Genomic DNA, 17,253 nt, shown 5'->3' with positions numbered 1-17,253 from the left:
GGCGCAAAAGCCCAGGCAGCTCCTCCACGGGGCCGCGTTGTGGGCGGAATCACCAGGACGGAGCCGGGTGGTGCCCGGCCCTGTCCCCCGCCCGCCGATTCGGCCCCCTACGCCCAGAGCTGGCCGTGCAGCGTCTCGATCGCCTCCTCGGTGGTGGCCGCCGTGTAGACACCGGTGGAGAGGTACTTCCAGCCGCCGTCGGCGACGATGAAGACCACATCGGCGCTCTGCCCGGCCGTGACCGCCTTACGGGCGACACCGAGGGCCGCGTGCAGCGCGGCGCCGGTCGAGACGCCCGCGAAGATGCCCTCCTGGGCGAGGAGTTCCCGGGTGCGGGACACCGCGTCCTCGGAGCCGACGGAGAAGCGGGTGGTCAGGACGGACTCGTCGTACAGCTCGGGGACGAAGCCCTCGTCGAGGTTGCGGAGTCCGTAGACGACGTCGTCGTAGCGCGGTTCGGCGGCGACGATCTGGACGTCCGGCTTGTTCTCGCGCAGGAAGCGGCCGACGCCCATCAGGGTGCCGGTGGTGCCCAGACCGGCGACGAAGTGGGTGATGGAGGGCAGGTCGGCCAGGATCTCGGGGCCGGTGGTGGCGTAGTGGGCGCCGGCGTTGTCCGGGTTTCCGTACTGGTACAGCATCACCCAGTCCGGGTGCTGCCCCGACAGTTCCTTGGCCACCCGGACGGCGGTGTTGGAGCCGCCGGCGGCGGGCGAGGAGATGATCTCCGCGCCCCACATGGCGAGCAGCTGGCGCCGCTCCTCGCTGGTGTTCTCCGGCATCACGCAGACGATGCGGTAGCCCTTGAGCTTGGCCGCCATCGCGAGGGAGATGCCGGTGTTGCCGGAGGTGGGCTCGAGGATGGTGCAGCCGGGGGTCAACCGGCCGTCCTTCTCGGCCTGTTCGATCATATGGAGCGCGGGGCGGTCCTTGACCGAGCCGGTGGGGTTGCGGTCCTCCAGCTTGGCCCAGATCCGTACGTCGGAGGAGGGCGAGAGCCGCGGCAGCCCGACGAGCGGCGTATTGCCGACCGCGGCCAGGGGGCTGTCGTAACGCATCAGAGCATTCCGCCGGCGACGGCCGGGAGGATCGTCACGTTGTCGCCGTCCGAGAGCTTGGTGGAGATGCCGTCGAGGAAGCGGACGTCCTCGTCGTTCAGATAGACGTTGACGAAGCGGCGCAGCTCGCCGCCGTCGACCAGGCGCTCCTGGATCCCGGAGTGCCGGCTCTCCAGGTCGGTGAAGAGCTCGGCGAGCGTGGCTCCGCTGCCCTCGACCGCCTTCTGGCCGTCGGTGTAGGTGCGGAGGATGGTCGGGATGCGGACCTCGATGGCCATGTCTGGGCTCCTGTCGGAGGGCGGGGTGGGCTCCCGGGCCGGGAGCGGCCGGGAGGGCGTCGTCGAAGGGCGTCGGGCGTCTCGGGCGCGCGCTCAGGCGGCCACGGCGCGGCGCGGACACATCGCGCTGGCGAGCCGGCACAGGTCGACGTGGAGCCGCGCCACGAGCAGCATGCCCGGCGTCTTCTCGCTCACGTCATCGAAAACCATGGACTCATCGTATCGATTCCCGAACCGGGCTCGGGTAGGTGATCCCGCGATACGGACGGGTAGCGACCGCGATGCAAGACAGAGCGGGGATTCAGCCACCCGGGACGATCTCCACCTCTTCCTCGGTGACCTCGCCGTCCACGATCCGGAAGGACCGGAACTGGAAGGGCCCCTCGTCATTGCCGCAATCGGCCGTGGAGACCAGGACGTAGTGGGCACCGGGCTCATTGGCGTAGGAGATATCGGTGCGGGAGGGGTACGCCTCGGTGGCGGTGTGCGAGTGGTAGATGACCACCGGCTCCTCGTCCCGGTCGTCCATCTCGCGGTAGAGCTTGAGCAGGTCACCCGAGTCGAACTCGTAGAAGGTGGGGGAACGGGCCGCGTTCAGCATCGGGATGAACCGCTCGGGGCGGCCGCTTCCGGCCGGGCCCGCGATCACACCGCATGCCTCGTCGGGGTGGTCGGCGCGGGCGTGCGCGACGATCTTGTCGTGGAGCGCCTGGGTGATGGTCAGCATGACCACACAATAGGAGGCAGGCTCCGGACAGAGGTCCGGAGCCCGCCTGCTGAGATATAGCGCCCGAAAGGCGATACGGATTCGTCGTGGACTACTTGCGCGCGTACTCCGGCTCCACCGCGTCCGACTGGCCGAGCGGCTGGGCACCGCCGCGGGCCTTGAGGACGTACCAGCCGATCACCAGGCAGACGGCCCAACCGGCACCGATGTACAGGGAGACCCGGGCGTCCTTGTCGTAGGCGACCAAGCAGGTCACGAACAGCAGGAAGACCGCCGCCACCCAGCTGAAGAACGAGCCGCCCGGGGCCGGGAAACTCGAGGCGGGCAGCCGGCCGGCGCGGAACGCGCTGCGGTACCGGATGTGGGCGAACAGGATCATCAGCCAGGTCCAGATGCCGCAGGCCGTGGACACCGAGGTGACGTAGGTGAACGCCTTCTCGGGGACGACGTAGTTGAGGAGCACGCCGATACCCATGAAGAGGACGGAGAAGGTGATGCCGAGGGCCGGGGACTTGCGGACGTTGAGCCGGGCGAAGATGCTCGGCCCCTCACCGCTGGTCGCCAGGTCGCGCAGCATCCGGCCGGTGGAGTACATGCCGGAGTTGCAGGAGGACAGGGCCGCGGTCAGGACGACGAAGTTGACGATACCGGCGGCGAGGGGGATGCCGATCTTGGAGAAGCCGTGCACGAAGGGGCTCTCGCCGGCCGAGAACTCGGTCCACTTGACGACCGCCAGCAGCACCGTCAGCGCACCCACGTAGAAGATGATGATGCGCCACGGCAGGGTGTTGATCGCCTTGGGCAGGGTCCTCTCCGGGTCCTCGGACTCGCTCGCGGTGACGCCGACGAGCTCGACGGCGATGTAGGCGAACATCACGCCCTGGAGGGTCATCAGGCTGTCGCCGATGCCGTTGGGGAAGAACCCGCCGTGTGACCAGAGGTTCGAGGCGGCGGCGGTGTCACCGGCGTCGGAGAAGCCGAGGGTGAGCACACCGAGGCCGATCACGATCATGCCGATGATCGCGGTGACCTTGACCATCGAGAACCAGAACTCGACCTCACCGAAGACCTTGACCGAGATCAGGTTGACCCCGAAGAGCACCACCAGGAAGACCAGGGCGCTGACCCACTGCGGGATCGAGGGGAACCAGAAGTTGATGTAGATGGCGGCGGCCGTGAGCTCGGCCATGCCGGTCACCACCCACAGCAGCCAGTAGGTCCAGCCGGTCACATAGCCGAAGAACGGGCCCAGGAACTCCCGGATGTATTCCGCGAAGGAGCCCGTGGACCGCCGATAGAGGAGCAGCTCACCGAGCGCTCTCATGATGAAGAAGACGATCACGCCCGCGAGGGCGTACATCAGGATGATGCTCGGGCCGGCCTTGGCGATGTTCGCCCCGGCACCCATGAACAGGCCGACGCCGATGGCGCCGCCGATAGCGATCATCTGGACCTGGCGACTGCCAAGGCCGCGCTCATAGCCCTCTTCAGGAGCCGCTGAGGTCATATTGCTGTGCCTTTCTCCCTGTGGCGGCTGGCTGCGATCGTGAAGATTTATCACGCCCGCAACACCGATCGGCTGGGCCGCGTGTGGTGCACACCACAGGAAGAAGTGGACAAAGGTTGTACTGCGCAACAAAGATAACGACCGCGGTGATGCGATCGTTATCCGGAGTTGAGCATCCTCTAAACGAACACTCAGTAATCGCCGGAGGGAATCATTCCGGCATGAGCGTCTCGATCAGGGTCTCCTGGAGCCCGCCGAGCCAGAAGTACGCCATCACCATCGGCTTGCGCGGATCGGAGTCCGGCAGCCCCAGCAGCTCACCGCCGTCGTCCTCGTCGGTGACCTCCAGCCGGGTCCCGATGGCCAGCCGCAGGTCGTTGAGCGCGCCCAGCCAGCACCGGGACCGCTCCGGCGCCAGCTCCAGCACCGCCGGGGCCCCACCCGAGGAGCCGGGGCCCAGCGCGTCCAGGTCGCGCACCACCGTCAGGGCGTCGTCGCGCTTGCGCGCCCGCAGGTCGTTCTCGGTGAAGCGGCGGAACTCCGCGGACGCCTCCCGCGCCTCCTTCTCCTCCCGCGCCCCGAGCTCCTGGTCCGGCGGGGAGTAGGCGTCCGGGAAGAGCCGGGCGAGCGCCGGATCCTCCGGCGGCTTGCTCGGGCCGTCCGCGAAGAGCGCGGCCAGCGGATCGTCGCCCGCGGCGGGCTGGTCACCCGGGCCGATCAGCTCGGCGAGCTGCATGGCCAGGCTGCGCAGGATGGAGACCTCCACCTCGTCCAGGGCGATGGCGGCGCCGCCACCCGGCAACGGCTCGAAACGTCCCGACATCAGCGCTCCTGCTGGAGAGTCGCCCACAGGCCGTAGCCGTGCATCGCCTGTACGTCGCGCTCCATCTCCTCGCGGGTGCCGCTCGAGACGATCGCGCGGCCTTTGTGGTGGACATCGAGCATCAGACGGTTGGCCTTGTCCTTGGAGTAGCCGAAGTAGCTCTGGAAGACGTAGGTCACATAGCTCATGAGATTGACGGGGTCGTTATGGACCACCGTCACCCAGGGAACGTCGGGTTCCGGCACCGACGAGGGTGCTTCACGGGATTCAGGACGTTCGATCTCCACGGGCGCGACACTCACACGTCCCATGCTGCCACCCGGCACGGGCCGTCGCCTAAACCGGCACCCAGATCTCGTCACTCTGACGAGTACGGGAGGTAGCATCGTCAACCATGGACACTGCGGACTTGGGACTGCCGGTGGACGTGCCGTCGACCGCACTCTTCACCGACCGGTACGAACTCACCATGCTGCAGGCCGCGCTGCGGGCGGGCACCGCCGACCGCCGCTCGGTCTTCGAGGCCTTCACCAGGCGCCTCCCCGAGGGCCGGCGCTACGGCGTCGTGGCCGGCACCGGGCGGGTGCTGGACGCCGTCGAGAACTTCCGCTTCGACACCGGCGTGCTGGACTTCCTCGCCCAGCAGCGGATCGTGGACGAGCCCACGCTCTCCTGGCTCGCCGACTACCGCTTCCGCGGCGACATCTGGGGCTACCCCGAGGGCGAGGTCTACTTCCCCGGCTCGCCGATCATCCGGGTGGAGGGCACCTTCGCCGAGGCGGTGCTGCTGGAGACGGTCATCCTCTCCATCCTCAACCACGACTCCGCGGTGGCCGCCGCCGCGTCCCGGATGTCCACCGCCGCCGGCGACCGGCCGCTCATCGAGATGGGCGCCCGCCGCACCCATGAGCTGGCCGCCGTGGCCGCCGCCCGCGCCGCCTACGTCGGCGGCTTCACCACCACCTCCGACCTCGCGGCCGGATTCCGCTACAACATCCCGACCGTCGGCACCAGCGCCCACGCCTTCACCCTGCTGCACGACAGCGAGCGGGACGCCTTCACGGCGCAGGTCCAGGCGCACGGCAGCGACACCACCCTGCTCGTGGACACCTATGACGTCGCCGAGGCGGTGCGCGCCGCCGTGGAGGTGGCCGGCAAGGACCTGGGCGCCGTAAGGATCGACTCCGGCGATCTGCTGCTGCTGGCCCACCGGGTGCGCCAGCAGCTGGACGAGCTGGGCGCCAAGAACACCAAGATCGTGGTGACCAGCGACCTCGACGAGTACGCGATCGCCTCGCTGGCCGCGGCCCCCGTGGACGCGTACGGGGTCGGCACCCAGCTGGTCACCGGAAGCGGCCACCCCACCAGCTCGATGGTCTACAAGCTGGTGGCGCGGGCGGTCTCGGACGACGCTGACGCGCCGCTGCTGCCGGTGGCCAAGAAGTCCATGGGCGCCAAGACCTCGGTGGGCGGCCGCAAATGGGCCGCGCGGCGGGTGGACGAGCACGGTGTGGCCGAGGCCGAGGTGATCGGCACCGGTGCGGTCCCCGAGGAGCTGGCGGGCCATCAACTGCTGGTGGAGCTGGTGCGCGGGGGCGAGATCGTGGCCCGCGAGCCGCTGGACGCGGCGCGGGACCGGCATATCGCGGCCCGGGCCGGGCTGCCGCTGTCGGCGACCCAGCTCTCGCGCGGGGAGCCGGTCCTGCCCACCGAGTACGCGCGGGCCTGAGGCGGGCGGGTCATGAGCGGGAACGCGGGGCACGCCCACTGCCGTAATCGACGCGGAGTGTCTACCCTCGGTGACATGCACCGGGCACTGATCGTCGTCGACGTCCAGAACGACTTCTGCGAGGGCGGAAGCCTCGCGGTGACGGGGGGCGCGGACGTCGCCGCCGCGATCACCGATCTGATCGGGGAGGCCACGCCCGGTTACCGGCATGTCGTCGCCACCCGTGATCACCACATCGATCCGGGCGATCACTTCTCGGACAATCCGGACTATGAGCACACCTGGCCGGTGCACTGTGTCGCGGGCACCGAGGGCGTCGGGTTCCACCCGAACTTCGCGCCCGCCGTCGCCTCCGGCGCGATCGAGGCGGTCTTCGACAAGGGCGCGTACACGGGCGCGTACAGCGGCTTCGAGGGCGCCGACGAGCACGGCACCCCGCTCGCCCAGTGGCTGCGCGAGCGGGAGGTGACCGAGGTGGACGTGGTGGGCATCGCCACCGACCACTGTGTACGGGCCACGGCGCTGGACGCGCGCCGCGAGGGGTTCACGGCGCATGTCCTGCTGGACCTGACCGCGGGCGTCTCCCCGGGCACGACCGAGCGCGCCCTGGAGGAGCTGCGGGCGGCCGGGGTCGAGCTCAGCGGCAAGCCGGTCGTCTGAGGGTCCCGGAGGCGCCCTGAGCGCCCCCAGCCCCCTCCCCGGCGGCTGCCCGGCCAGGCTCGATCGGCCGCCGCCCCGGGCCCCGGCGTTACGAGGCCGGGGCCGGGGGTCTGAGGAGGGCGGCCATGGGATGCCAGAGCTCCCCTCCGCGGTCCGGCGCGGCGCGCCAGACCACCCCGTCGGGATGGTGGAGCACCGCCGTCACCTCGTCGGGTGTCGGCGGCGCGGTGTTGCCGCGCAGATAGACAGCGCGGAGCCCGAGATTGCGGAGCCTGGTCAGGGCTCGCTGGCGGTTCGCGGCGTGTACCAGTACGCGGACGCCGCCCTCGCCCAGTGGGCGCGGCAGCGTCAGTGCGACCACCACACTGCCACCCGGCAGCTTGGTAAATCCTCCGTCGGCCATTGCGGGTCATGCCCCCGTGAGACGTCGTGTCAACAAGCAGGTCGTAGGGGCATCTAAACGCTAACGGCCGCCGCCCGCTAGGGGGCGACGGCCGCTACCGCTCTGACCTGCGAAAACGCAGACTGGTGTGGATCTAGGAGGCGGACGGTCCGACCTGGACGGTCATCGTCGAGCCGCCCGGGAGCTCCTTGAGGATCTTGATCCGGGTGTTGGTGTCAGCAATCTTGACACTTCCGGTCGGGTTGCCCTCGTCCCAGTACGTACCCTTATGGTCATCAAAGACCGGGATGCCCGGCTTCGGCTTCACCTTGGCGGCCTTGCCGTCGTTGTGCAGCGTGAAGCCGTCCGAGGGGAGCCGGCTGAAGGGCGAGTCGTACGCCTGGATCCGGTTGCGCATCAGCTTGCCGTCCGCCCACTTCTCGGCGGCGGGGTGCGCGTCGATCGGCAGGATCAGACCACTGCCCGGGTGGACGCCGACGTTGTTGTCCGGCTGCGAGGTGTCCCACTGCCAGATCAGCAGCCCATTCTGGTACGGGAAGTGCTCGACCCAGTTGGGCCGGCTGGAGGCCCAGCCGAAGTTGTACGGGCCGGTCTTGAGGGTGGTGTCGTACGACACGTACTGGCGGTTCTCGGCGAGGTAGTACTGCGGGTAGTCCTTGGTGAAGGAGCCGCCGATGCGCGAGAAGCCCTTCGCCGTCCAGCCGTTGTCGTCGCCCTCGGCGCCGTCGCTGAAGACCGGGGCGCCGTCCGCGGTCAGGGTGATCGCGTCGGCCGCGAAGCCCTTCTGCGCCACCCCGCCGTCGGTCTGGTAGCGGAAGCGCAGGTCGATCTTCTTGCCCGCGTAGGCGTCCAGCGGGAAGGAGAGCTTCTTGTACGCGCCCGAGGTGCCGGTCAGCGCGGGCTTGTCTCCGGCGTCGCGCGGGATGGCCTTGCCGTCCGCGGTGCCGTCGACGGGCGTCCAGTTGGCGCCGCCGTCCGTGGAGACCTCGGCGTAGAGGTAGTCGTAGTTCTCCTCGATGTCCCACCAGCCCTGGAGGTCCAGACTGGCCTTGGACTTGCCCGTGAGGTCCACCGACCGGGTAAGGGTGTTCTTGAGGTCGTCGCCCATTCCGCTCCACCACTGCTTGGAGCCCTCGGCGGGGGCGACCACCTCGGTGGTGACGGCCTTGGCGGGCAGCTCGACCACCAGCGCCTGCTTGTTCTTGGTGTTGTACTCGGCCACCCCGAGGGTGTGGGTGGACTTCTTACCGGCCTTGGCCGAGGCGTAGTTCAGCCAGCCCAGCTGGAGCTTGTCCCAGGCGTTCATATCGCCGGGCAGATCGCCGATGGCGTCCTTACCGGTGCCGAGCCAGGATCCCGCGGACATCAGCGACCAGTAGGCGACGGACGACTCCCCCTTGCCGGTGGTGTCGTACTCGTCCGGCAGGCCCAGGTCATGGCCGTACTCATGGGCGAAGACGCCGAGGCCGCCGTTCTCCGGCTGCATCGTGTAGTCGCCGACCCAGATGCCGGTGTCGCCGATCTGCGTACCGCCCGACTTGTTGTCGCCGGGGCCGGACTTGCCCGCGTCGGTGCCGTACGCGTACCAGCGGTGCGCCCAGATGGCGTTCTCGCCCTGGACCCCGCCGCCCGCGGACTCGTCCTCACCGGCGTGGACGATCTGGAAGTGGTCGATGTAGCCGTCGGGCTCGTTGAAGTTGCCGTCGGCGTCGTAGTCGTAGCGGTCCCACTGGTCGTACTTGGCCAGGTCCGCCTTGATCTGCGCGTCGGTGCGGCCGGCCGCCTTCTGGTCCTTGGCCCACTGGTTGACGCCGTCGCGGATCAGGTCCCAGGCGTTGGCGCAGTTGGTGTCGCCGCAGTAGTTGGAGCCGTAGCGGGCCTCGTTCCAGTCGACCTTAACCCAGTCGGAGACCTCGCCGTCCACCGAGTAGCGGCCCGAGGACTGCTTCTCGTAGTACTTCTTCAGGGACTCCTTCTTCTTGTCCTTGGAGAAGTAGAGGTCCTGGAAGTGCTGGCGGTTGTAGTCCTTCTGCCAGGCCGTGCTGTTGTCGTCGGCGCGGTCCGGCTGGGCGATGGTGTTGTGCGCCGGGCCCGGGTCGCCGCCGTACTTCTTCACCGGCGGCTCGGGGCCGTCCCCATCCGGGTCGTACATGGTGGTGTCGTCCACCTTGTCGCCGAAGTCGACCAGGATGGTGAAGATCTTGTCGGTCTTCTCCCGGGCCAGCTCGACGTACTTGCCCTTGCCGAGCTTCACGACCTTGGACGCCCCGCGCGTGGTCGCCTTGGCGTCGCCGGAGATGACCTGACGCAGCGCCTCCTGGCGCTGTGCTTCCCGCTGCTTGCTGTACGGACCTTCGAGGTCGTGCTGGACATCCGTCTTCGCGGGCGCCGGATCATGGCGCTCAACACGCGTAGACGGTGCGTCCGCCTGAGCCATGCCGGTCGAGAGTGCCGCCGCTCCGAGCGCGGCCACCACTGCGGCTATGGCGGCCGATCTGGCCGTCCTCCGTTGGCTGTTCACTCGCTCAGTCCTCCCCTTTCCACACCAGTGCCGGACATTTGACCGGAGTGGCAGGAGAAAAGACAGACCTTGACTTGGACTGATGAGACAAGTACGTTCTGCGATCCCGACGTTCCGTTTAACGGACAGCAACGGGCGCGCCTTGCACGCCGGTTGGCACACCCGATGATTCCGTGCGCCCCCTGTGCAACAGCGCCGTGGGTGAGGTCACGCTTACTTCCGTTCCCCACGGGCATGCAGGACCGTAGAGTCAGGACTGACGGTGCACATCGGCCTGACTCTTGCCCCCTGCATATCGCCCCCGAGGACGGATCCCGCCATGCCGCGTCCGACTCCTGCACAGCTTGCCTATGGTTCGGCCACCGTCGTTCTCTCGACCTTCGCCATGCTGCTGCTCTCCCAGACCCGATCGGGGCTCGGGGTGGCGGTGGTGACCGTGGTCGGGCTGGTTCTCGGGCTCCTCGTCGCCGTCACCGTGCCGGTGGCCCGGGCGTCCCGCCCCGGCCGCACCGTCCGTACCAGCCGCCCCGTGGCGGGGTCCGGACCGGCCGACCCGGCGCGGGCGCACGCCCGGGCGCACGCCGACTCACTGCACGGCTGACACCACGGCCGACTCACTGCACGGCTGACACCACGACGGTCCGCGCGGCCTTGTCGTGCAGACAGCGCTGGAGCGGCTTGTCCCACAGCAGTGAGGCCGAGTTGACCAGCCAGAAGACCGTGCCGACCAACAGCGGGATGAGCATCCCCGGCAGGACATAGACCGCCGCGCGGACCCAGCCCTGGCCGGCCGGCACATTGCCGTCGGACAGCATCGCCACCCGGATGCGCAGCGCCTTCTTGCCGAGCGTCTGTCCGCTGCGGGCCAGCATGACGCCCTCGTAGCCGAAGTAGAGCGCCATCGTGATGACGAGCGCGAGGGTCACCTTGCCGATGTCCTGCTCGCCCGGGTGGTCCATCGTGTACTGGAGCGCGCCGGTCGCCGTGAGCGCCACCGTCCAGATCGCGCCGAGGATGACGATGTCGATGAGCCGGGCGGTGAAGCGCTGACCAGGGGTGGCCAGCGGGGGCATCCCTGGGGGGATCACAGGCGGGGGCGAGGACAGCGGGTCGGGGGCCATGCCCCGATTACATCAGCGCGCCGGGCGGGCCGGAAGCTCAGGGTGGCTCCTCCGGGGGTCAGGGCACGGTCGACACCACCAGCGTCTTGGCCGCCTTGTCGTGCAGGCACTGCCGGTAGGGCCGGTCCCAGGTGCACCACAACACATTGATCAGCCAGAAGACGAAGCCGCAGCAGGGCACGATCTCGGGCAGGGCGTACACCCCGGCGCGCAGCCAGCCCGCCTGGCCCGCCGGCGGCCGGCCGTTCTCCAGCATGGCGACCCGGATCTTCATCGCCTTCTTGCCGACGGTCTGGCCGTCCCGGGTCAGCATCAGCCCCTCGTAGAGGAAGTAGACCAGGACGTAGACCAGCGTGACGGTGGTCGAGCGGGCGCTGCCCTCGATCGGGTCGTAGGTCCCGGCGATCGCGGTCACGACGAGCCCGACCGGGATGCCGATGAGCAGCGCGTCGATGATCCGGGCGATCAGACGGCGGCCGAGGTGCGCGAGCGGGGGCATCCCGGCGTACGGCTCGGGCCCCGCGGTCTGGTCCCCGTGGTCCTCGTGGTCCCCGTACGGGGAGCCGTTCGCACGCGGTTGTTTCGCGAACGGATCGCTGCTGTCCCGGTCCCGGGGCTCGTCCGGCCCGGGGGGCGGCTGATCGGTGCTCATGGCCCGAGTCGACCCCGGAGCCGGGACTGTCGCATCCGGCGCGCCCCGTTCGGGCGACCGGGATCGTCCATCCGCCGCAGCCGGGACGGATGTTCGGTTCGGCGGAGGGCGGCTCGGCAGACCGACGCTCGGCCGACCGACGCTCAGTCGGCCGACGCTCAGTCGGCCGACGCGACGAAGGTGCGGGCCGCCTTGTCGTGCCAGCACTGCCGCCACGGGCGGTCGAACAGGCACCACAGCACGTTCAGCACGCCGATGACGAGCACTCCCAGCACCGAGTAGACCAGCCAGCGGCGCAGCGCGGTGCCGAAGGACGGGGTGTCGTGCTCCTCGATGTCCAGCACCCGCACCCCGCACAGCCTCTTGCCGAGGGTGCGGCCCCACTTGGCGGTCGGCAGCGTCTCCAGGACGACGCCGAGGATGAGCAGCAGACCGAGGACGATGCCCAGATAGCCGCTGGTGGTGCCGTCCAGGAAGTAGACCGTGACGGTCTCGCCGCTCTGCTTGGCCGCCTCGACCTTCTCGTCGATGTGGTCGCTCGCCTTGCTCCACAGCGGGAACGCGACGGCGCCGACGACGCCGAGCAGCACCACCGAGTCGATCAGCCGGGCGGCGAGGCGGCGGCCGAGCGAGGCGGGCCGGCCCTCCTGGGCGGCCAGGAGGAAGGGGTTGTCGACGGGCGGCTTCCAGGGGATGACGCCCTCGGGCGCACCCGGGCCGGCGCCGTGCGGGGCCGCCTGGGGAGCGTGCGGGGCGGCCTGCGGCGGGCGCTGCGGCGGGCCGGACTGCTGGGCGAACTGCCCCTGCGGCTGCCAGGCCGGGCCGCCGCCCTGGGCGGGGATGCTGCCGAAGGGCTGCTGAGGCTGGTGCGGCTGCGGGGGCTGCTGGGGCTGATGTGTCTGCGGAGGCTGTTGGGGCTGGTGCGGGGGCTGGGCCGGGGGTGCGGTTTCGGCGCCCTTGCGCGCACCGCCGCGGCCGATCGCCCGGATCGCCATCGTCCCGTCGTCCCGGCCGGCCGTCTGGCCCCGGCCCTGGTCCCAGCCCTGGTCCTGCCCCTGCCCCTGCCCCTGGCCGGTCGTGGGTGCCGCGCCGCCGCCGCGCCCCACCGTGCGGAACGTCATCGTCCCGTCGCCCGCCGGGGCGGGCGTCCCGCCCTCGTCCGCCGGGGGCAGCTCCGGGGCCCGGCGGACGGGCGGCAGGGCCTGCGTCGAGCGGTCCGTCGTACGCCCGCTCCCGCCCGCGCGCATGGTCAGCGTGCCGTCATCGCGCCCGGCGTCCTCACCCGGGCCCGCGCGCCGCGGGTCGGGCACCCCGGGCCACTGTCCCCCACCGGCCTGCCCCCCACCGGCTTGTCCCCCACCGGCCTGGGGGTCGCCGGGGGCGTCCGGCTCCGCGCCCCAGGAGATCCGGCGGTCCTGCTCACCGCCGAATCCGCCCTGCTGGGCGGCGTCCGCCTGCCAGGCCGAGCCGGCGTCGGGGCGGGTGCCGTGCAGCCGCTGGGGGTCGTTCCAGTCCACGGACGCCGGGACACCGCCGGGCGGCACCGGCTGGGCCCCCATGCCCCCGGCCGCCGCCTCGGGCGGCCCGCCCGCGCCCCGGACGTCCATCTCGGCGCTCCGGCGCAGCTCGGGCAGTGCGCTACCGGTCTCCTCGGCGGCCCGCGGCGCCGGATCGTCGTCCAGGAACATCGGGCCCGTCTCGTCCGGCGGCGGGCTGATCACCTGGGTATGGGTGACCCCGGGCGGCGGCGCGGGCATGGCCTCGCCCTCGGCCGGGGCGGGACGGCTGGTGCCGGGCACCCAGGCGGCGCCGTTCCAGTAACGGATGTAGCCAGGGATGGACGGATCAGGATAAAAGCCAGGAATGGAGCTGCCGTCCGCGGATCCTGAGGTAGGGGCGCTCATGATCTCCGATGTCCCATATCTGCTCGGCCGTGCTGTACTGCGCTGCGCCTTTGCGGTGCCTCGCGGTGAGGGTGGGGCGTAAGCAGTTTGCCGTACAGGAGCCGCAGTGCAACCCGGAGCGCGCGGTCAAGGTCTATCAGACCGGCCCACCGGCACCAGCCCACCGCTCCCGCCACCACTCTCCCGTGCGAGCGCCACGAAGCCGTACGAGCGGCGACGGCCCGCATGGCCCCGCCCGGCCTAGGTTCAGCAGACCTACTTTGGCACGCTCAGATGCCTTTTCCGTTGCCAATACTGGAACCCATGGACCGCAATACCGAGCTCTGTGAGTTCCTGCGGAGCCGCAGGGCACGTCTGAGCCCCGGCGACGCGGGCGTGAGCGTGAGCAACAACAGCCCCCGTCGGGTGCCGGGGCTGCGCCGCGAGGAGCTGGCGCAGCTGGCCGGCGTGAGCACGGACTACTACACGCGTCTGGAGCAGGGCCGGCACCTCAATGTGTCGGAGACGGTGCTGGACGCCGTGGCCCGCGCTCTTCAGCTCAATGAAACCGAACGTGCGTACCTTTTCGAGCTGACCCGGCCGCGCCCCCGGCGCACGGTGCGCCGCCGGCCGCCCCGCCCCCAGCGGGTGCGGCCCGGAGTGCACGCGCTGCTGCGCATGCTGGACGGGGTCTCACCGGCCTTCGTCCTCGGGCGCAGGGGCGATGTCCTGGCCTCCAACCAGCTGGCCCGGGCGCTGATCATCGACTTCGAGGCGCTCCCGTACCACGAGCGGAACATGGCCCGCTTCATGTTCCTCGACGAGGCGGCCCGTTCGCTGTGGCCGGAGTGGGAGACGGTCGCGGCGGAGGGGGTGGCGTCCCTCCGGCTGGAGGCCGGGCGTCATCCCGACGATCCCCGGCTGACCGAGCTCGTGGGCGAGCTCACCATCAAGAGCCCTGAGTTCCGCACGTGGTGGGCCGACCACAACGTGCGGGAGAAGACCCACGGCGTCAAGCTCTACCACCATCCGGTGGTCGGGGACATGACGCTGGCCTACGAGAACGTGACCGTGCCCGGCGATCCCGACCAGGCTCTGTGCATCTACACGGTCGAGCCCGGCTCCCCCTCCGAGACGGCCCTGCGGCTGCTGGCGAGCTGGACCGTGACTCCCTCGGCCGATCGATCCGCGCCCTCGTCCGAAGCGCGTCCTTCGGGGGGACCGTCCTCCGACGTTTCCCCCTGACCCCACCCCTTTCCCCCGCACACCCTTCCCCTTTCCCCCCGCACACCCTTCCCCCTTCCCCCTCCTTACTTCCCCCTTCCCTTCACCCATCCCCTTTTTCCTAGTTCGTCACAGGGAGACACGTTTATGACTACCAGCGTCACCGCCTACGCAGCCCCCGCTCCGAAGGCCCCGCTGGAAAGGACCACCGTCGAGCGCCGCGCCCTGCGCGAGCACGACGTGCTGATCGAGATCGCCTACGCCGGTATCTGCCACTCCGACATCCACCAGGCCCGCGAGGAGTGGGGCACCGCCCTCTTCCCGATGGTGCCCGGCCATGAGATCGCCGGTGTGGTCGCCGAGGTCGGCTCCGCCGTCACCAAGTACGCCGTCGGCGACCGGGTCGGCGTGGGCTGCTTCGTCGACTCCTGCCGCGAGTGCGAGAACTGCCTCGCCGGAGAGGAGCAGTACTGCCTCAAAGGCGAGGTGCCCACGTACAACGGCAACGAGTACGACGGCGCCCCCACCTACGGCGGCTACAGCACCCACACCGTGGTGGACGAGAACTACGTGCTGCGCATCCCCGAGGGGATCTCGCTGGACGTCGCCGCCCCGCTGCTGTGCGCCGGGATCACCCTCTACTCCCCGCTGGCCCACTGGAACGCCGGTCCCGGCAAGAAGGTCGCCATCGTGGGCCTCGGCGGCCTCGGCCACATGGGCGTGAAGATCGCCCATGCGATGGGCGCCGAGGTGACCGTGCTGAGCCAGACGCTCCGCAAGAAGGACGACGGGCTGCGGCTGGGCGCCGACCACTTCTACGCCACCGGTGACGAGTCCACCTTCACCGAGCTGGCGGGCACCTTCGACCTGATCGTCAACACGACCTCGGCGAACCTGCCGCTGGACGGCTATCTGTCGCTGCTGAAGGTGGACGGCACGCTGGTGCACGTGGGCGCGCCGGAGAACCCCAGCGCCTTCAGCCAGTTCTCGCTGATCATGGGCCGGAGGTCGATGGCCGGATCCAAGATCGGCGGCATCCGGCAGACCCAGGAGATGCTCGACTTCTGCGCCGAGCACGGGCTCGGCGCGGAGATCGAGCTGATCGACGGCGACCAGATCAACGAGGCGTACGACCGCGTCGTGAGCAGCGATGTGCGCTACCGCTTCGTGATCGACATCGCCTCGCTCAAGGCCTGATCGGCGCCGAGGCCTGATCAGCCGCTGAGACCGAGGCCGTCCGGACCACCCCCGGGTCCGGGCGGCCTCTCCGTCTCGGATCTTTATTTCAAGCTGCCTTCAGATGGGCGACTTCGCGCGCCCGTTCGGCGACGCTGCGCACAACCGGCAGCGATGCATGCGGTTTGAGGCCGGTGCGCAGGTTCCGCAGGTGTTCATCCCCCCGCGCAGAGCTGATCATCTGGTGCTCGTCGAGGAACTCGTTCCAGGTGGCACAGGCTGCCTCGACATGCCGCATGGCCATCTGCCGTTGAGCGATCACCCCAAGGCAGTGCACTCGCCCCTGACGTTCTTGAGGGCTGCGGGCGGCGTTGGAGCGGCGCAGGGCCTTGATGCTGCCCGGCCCGTCCTTGAGTGACCACCTGACGTGCGCCTCGTGGAAGTGGAAGGCGGCTTCGTCGTACCCACCCACGGCATCCCTCCGGTTGTCCGCCTGAGCCAGGGCGGCCTCCGTCTCACGCAAGCGCGTCACAGCGGTGTTCCGGTCGCCGGTCATCGCCGCCGCAGCGGCCTGCTGTCCTCGCAGGAACGCCACCAGACGCGGCCCAGATGCGGGGGCGGCCTCCGCCGCTGCGTCCGCAAGTTCCAACGCCTTTGGCCCGTAGCCGAGGTGGGACGCCTGCAAGGACATGCCTCGCAGGGTCCGGCAGTAGGTGACGTGGTCCTCGCCCCTCGCAGCGAGATCGAGCGCGCGCAGGTAGTACTTCTGCCCAAGCCCTTGCTTCATCTCGTACATCGCCATCCAGCCCGTGAGGTACACGAAGTCCGAGACGGCCGCGAGCATGGCCTTGCGCACCTTGTCCGAGGCGTCAGCGCGCAGATAGGTGCCGATGGTGTTGGTGATGAACGCCGCCGCCATCGGCCGAGCGTGACCAGCTCCGATCTCGTCCAGGATCTCGGCGACCTTGTCCGTCATCTTGGTCACGGTCTCAACGTCGCTCATACCGATACGAAGAAGGCTCCCCGCGCTGGTGTCCTTCACGCGCTGGTCCGGTTCCCCGGCTAACTCGTCGTATGTGGGGACCACCAGCGTGGCCGCGTACATTGCCGCGGTCAGCACGCTGCGGCGGGACGGGTCCATATCTGCTCGGCTCAGCGCCATCACTCCCGAAACAGCATCGCGCTCTTCGACCGGATCGTCCCCCCAGCCGACTTCGTCGGACGTTACCGGCCGCCCGGCGAGTCGGGAGAGCGCTTCGAGGATCGCGGGCCGTGCCTGCGGCTTCGGCGTACTGCCGGCGAGCCACTGCGACACGCTCGACTTGTCGTAATGCAGCGTGACCCCGAGTTCTTTTCCGACAGCGTTTGTACGCCGTGCCAGCCTCGCGTTTCCGATCCCCTCCGTCTGCATCAGGCTCGCGAGAGCCCTGTTCGGCGTGCGCAGTCGTCGCGCCATTCCAACCCCCGAGCTGTGTTCAACCAGTTCAACCG

Annotated in this window: 18 protein-coding genes; 5 read left to right on the top strand and 13 right to left on the bottom strand. The window is 69.7% G+C overall.

Annotated elements, in window-relative coordinates; genetic code table 11:
• Nucleotides 1–107: 107 nt before the first annotated feature.
• The 7 genes from JK364_RS41895 to clpS all read right to left on the bottom strand — a co-directional run bounded on the left by JK364_RS41895 (nt 108) and on the right by clpS (nt 4,704).
• On the bottom strand, nt 108–1,058 hold the full coding sequence (locus tag JK364_RS41895; protein ID WP_201856676.1) for a PLP-dependent cysteine synthase family protein: 951 nt from the start codon (nt 1,056–1,058) through the stop codon (nt 108–110).
• Complete coding sequence (locus tag JK364_RS41890) at nt 1,058–1,336, bottom strand: MoaD/ThiS family protein (RefSeq protein WP_201856674.1); 279 nt, start codon at nt 1,334–1,336, stop codon at nt 1,058–1,060. Before JK364_RS41890 ends, JK364_RS41895 begins: the two co-directional genes overlap by 1 nt.
• A gap of 93 nt (nt 1,337–1,429) precedes the next feature.
• Nucleotides 1,430–1,546 (bottom strand): putative leader peptide, encoded by a 117-nt coding sequence (locus JK364_RS58210; RefSeq protein WP_014061047.1) that lies wholly within the window; start codon nt 1,544–1,546, stop codon nt 1,430–1,432.
• A 91-nt stretch (nt 1,547–1,637) separates the two neighbouring features.
• Nucleotides 1,638–2,063: a M67 family metallopeptidase gene (locus tag JK364_RS41885; RefSeq protein ID WP_201856673.1), complete on the bottom strand. Its 426-nt coding sequence runs from the start codon at nt 2,061–2,063 to the stop codon at nt 1,638–1,640.
• 91 nt (nt 2,064–2,154) lie between these two features.
• Entirely contained in the window at nt 2,155–3,570 is a 1,416-nt protein-coding gene (locus tag JK364_RS41880; protein ID WP_201856672.1) for an amino acid permease, read from the bottom strand.
• Nucleotides 3,571–3,781: 211 nt separating this feature from the next.
• Nucleotides 3,782–4,393, bottom strand: a complete 612-nt coding sequence (locus JK364_RS41875) for a DUF2017 domain-containing protein (protein ID WP_201856670.1) — start codon at nt 4,391–4,393, stop codon at nt 3,782–3,784.
• Nucleotides 4,393–4,704 carry an ATP-dependent Clp protease adapter ClpS gene (gene clpS, locus JK364_RS41870; protein ID WP_037962133.1) on the bottom strand — a complete coding sequence of 104 codons (312 nt, stop codon included), beginning with the start codon at nt 4,702–4,704 and terminating at the stop codon, nt 4,393–4,395. Before clpS ends, JK364_RS41875 begins: the two co-directional genes overlap by 1 nt.
• An 83-nt stretch (nt 4,705–4,787) precedes the next feature.
• On the opposite strand from clpS, the gene JK364_RS41865 reads away from it, so the two are divergent.
• Entirely contained in the window at nt 4,788–6,122 is a 1,335-nt protein-coding gene (locus JK364_RS41865) for a nicotinate phosphoribosyltransferase (RefSeq protein WP_201856668.1), read from the top strand.
• Nucleotides 6,123–6,197: 75 nt separating this feature from the next.
• Nucleotides 6,198–6,782: a nicotinamidase gene (locus tag JK364_RS41860; protein ID WP_201856666.1), complete on the top strand. Its 585-nt coding sequence runs from the start codon at nt 6,198–6,200 to the stop codon at nt 6,780–6,782.
• A gap of 88 nt (nt 6,783–6,870) precedes the next feature.
• On the opposite strand, the gene JK364_RS41855 is transcribed toward JK364_RS41860, so the two are convergent.
• Complete coding sequence (locus JK364_RS41855) at nt 6,871–7,185, bottom strand: hypothetical protein (protein ID WP_164430298.1); 315 nt, start codon at nt 7,183–7,185, stop codon at nt 6,871–6,873.
• Nucleotides 7,186–7,318: 133 nt separating this feature from the next.
• A complete protein-coding gene (locus JK364_RS41850; RefSeq protein ID WP_201856664.1) occupies nt 7,319–9,706 on the bottom strand; it encodes an immune inhibitor A domain-containing protein in 2,388 nt (795 codons plus the stop codon).
• A 319-nt stretch (nt 9,707–10,025) separates the two neighbouring features.
• On the opposite strand from JK364_RS41850, the gene JK364_RS41845 reads away from it, so the two are divergent.
• Nucleotides 10,026–10,307, top strand: coding sequence for a hypothetical protein (locus JK364_RS41845; protein WP_201856661.1), 282 nt, complete (start codon nt 10,026–10,028; stop codon nt 10,305–10,307).
• 13 nt (nt 10,308–10,320) lie between these two features.
• Here JK364_RS41845 and JK364_RS41840 read toward each other — a convergent pair whose 3' ends face one another.
• The 3 genes from JK364_RS41840 to JK364_RS41830 form a co-directional block, all read right to left on the bottom strand.
• Entirely contained in the window at nt 10,321–10,827 is a 507-nt protein-coding gene (locus JK364_RS41840) for an RDD family protein (protein WP_201856660.1), read from the bottom strand.
• A 58-nt stretch (nt 10,828–10,885) separates the two neighbouring features.
• Entirely contained in the window at nt 10,886–11,479 is a 594-nt protein-coding gene (locus JK364_RS41835; RefSeq protein ID WP_201856659.1) for an RDD family protein, read from the bottom strand.
• Nucleotides 11,480–11,637: 158 nt separating this feature from the next.
• Nucleotides 11,638–13,383: an RDD family protein gene (locus JK364_RS41830; RefSeq protein ID WP_201856658.1), complete on the bottom strand. Its 1,746-nt coding sequence runs from the start codon at nt 13,381–13,383 to the stop codon at nt 11,638–11,640.
• Nucleotides 13,384–13,686: 303 nt separating this feature from the next.
• Here JK364_RS41830 and JK364_RS41825 point away from each other — a divergent pair, with 303 nt between their 5' ends.
• Nucleotides 13,687–14,607: a helix-turn-helix transcriptional regulator gene (locus tag JK364_RS41825; RefSeq protein WP_201856657.1), complete on the top strand. Its 921-nt coding sequence runs from the start codon at nt 13,687–13,689 to the stop codon at nt 14,605–14,607.
• Nucleotides 14,608–14,733: 126 nt separating this feature from the next.
• Nucleotides 14,734–15,783 carry an NAD(P)-dependent alcohol dehydrogenase gene (locus JK364_RS41820; protein ID WP_201856656.1) on the top strand — a complete coding sequence of 350 codons (1,050 nt, stop codon included), beginning with the start codon at nt 14,734–14,736 and terminating at the stop codon, nt 15,781–15,783.
• A gap of 88 nt (nt 15,784–15,871) precedes the next feature.
• Here JK364_RS41820 and JK364_RS41815 read toward each other — a convergent pair whose 3' ends face one another.
• A complete protein-coding gene (locus JK364_RS41815; protein ID WP_201856655.1) occupies nt 15,872–17,218 on the bottom strand; it encodes an NsdA family TPR-like regulatory protein in 1,347 nt (448 codons plus the stop codon).
• Between the last annotated feature and the right edge of the window lie 35 nt (nt 17,219–17,253).

The sequence above is a fragment of the Streptomyces endocoffeicus genome (assembly GCF_016741935.1).
In the GTDB taxonomy this organism is placed as follows: Bacteria; Actinomycetota; Actinomycetes; order Streptomycetales; family Streptomycetaceae; genus Streptomyces; species Streptomyces endocoffeicus.
This window is presented reverse-complemented; position numbering and strand designations above follow the sequence as displayed.

Bases quoted from the DNA above. Each gene is read 5' to 3' on its own strand.
- JK364_RS41890 (WP_201856674.1), bottom strand. From the start codon at position 1,336: ATGGCCATCGAGGTCCGCATCCCGACCATCCTCCGCACCTACACCGAC.
- JK364_RS41845 (WP_201856661.1), top strand. From the start codon at position 10,026: ATGCCGCGTCCGACTCCTGCACAGCTTGCCTATGGTTCGGCCACCGTC.
- JK364_RS41865 (WP_201856668.1), top strand. From the start codon at position 4,788: ATGGACACTGCGGACTTGGGACTGCCGGTGGACGTGCCGTCGACCGCA.
- JK364_RS58210 (WP_014061047.1), bottom strand. From the start codon at position 1,546: ATGGTTTTCGATGACGTGAGCGAGAAGACGCCGGGCATGCTGCTCGTG.
- JK364_RS41820 (WP_201856656.1), top strand. From the start codon at position 14,734: ATGACTACCAGCGTCACCGCCTACGCAGCCCCCGCTCCGAAGGCCCCG.
- JK364_RS41835 (WP_201856659.1), bottom strand. From the start codon at position 11,479: ATGAGCACCGATCAGCCGCCCCCCGGGCCGGACGAGCCCCGGGACCGG.
- JK364_RS41830 (WP_201856658.1), bottom strand. From the start codon at position 13,383: ATGAGCGCCCCTACCTCAGGATCCGCGGACGGCAGCTCCATTCCTGGC.
- JK364_RS41885 (WP_201856673.1), bottom strand. From the start codon at position 2,063: ATGCTGACCATCACCCAGGCGCTCCACGACAAGATCGTCGCGCACGCC.
- JK364_RS41840 (WP_201856660.1), bottom strand. From the start codon at position 10,827: ATGGCCCCCGACCCGCTGTCCTCGCCCCCGCCTGTGATCCCCCCAGGG.
- clpS (WP_037962133.1), bottom strand. From the start codon at position 4,704: ATGGGACGTGTGAGTGTCGCGCCCGTGGAGATCGAACGTCCTGAATCC.
- JK364_RS41875 (WP_201856670.1), bottom strand. From the start codon at position 4,393: ATGTCGGGACGTTTCGAGCCGTTGCCGGGTGGCGGCGCCGCCATCGCC.
- JK364_RS41855 (WP_164430298.1), bottom strand. From the start codon at position 7,185: ATGGCCGACGGAGGATTTACCAAGCTGCCGGGTGGCAGTGTGGTGGTC.
- JK364_RS41815 (WP_201856655.1), bottom strand. From the start codon at position 17,218: ATGGCGCGACGACTGCGCACGCCGAACAGGGCTCTCGCGAGCCTGATG.
- JK364_RS41860 (WP_201856666.1), top strand. From the start codon at position 6,198: ATGCACCGGGCACTGATCGTCGTCGACGTCCAGAACGACTTCTGCGAG.
- JK364_RS41825 (WP_201856657.1), top strand. From the start codon at position 13,687: ATGGACCGCAATACCGAGCTCTGTGAGTTCCTGCGGAGCCGCAGGGCA.
- JK364_RS41895 (WP_201856676.1), bottom strand. From the start codon at position 1,058: ATGCGTTACGACAGCCCCCTGGCCGCGGTCGGCAATACGCCGCTCGTC.
- JK364_RS41880 (WP_201856672.1), bottom strand. From the start codon at position 3,570: ATGACCTCAGCGGCTCCTGAAGAGGGCTATGAGCGCGGCCTTGGCAGT.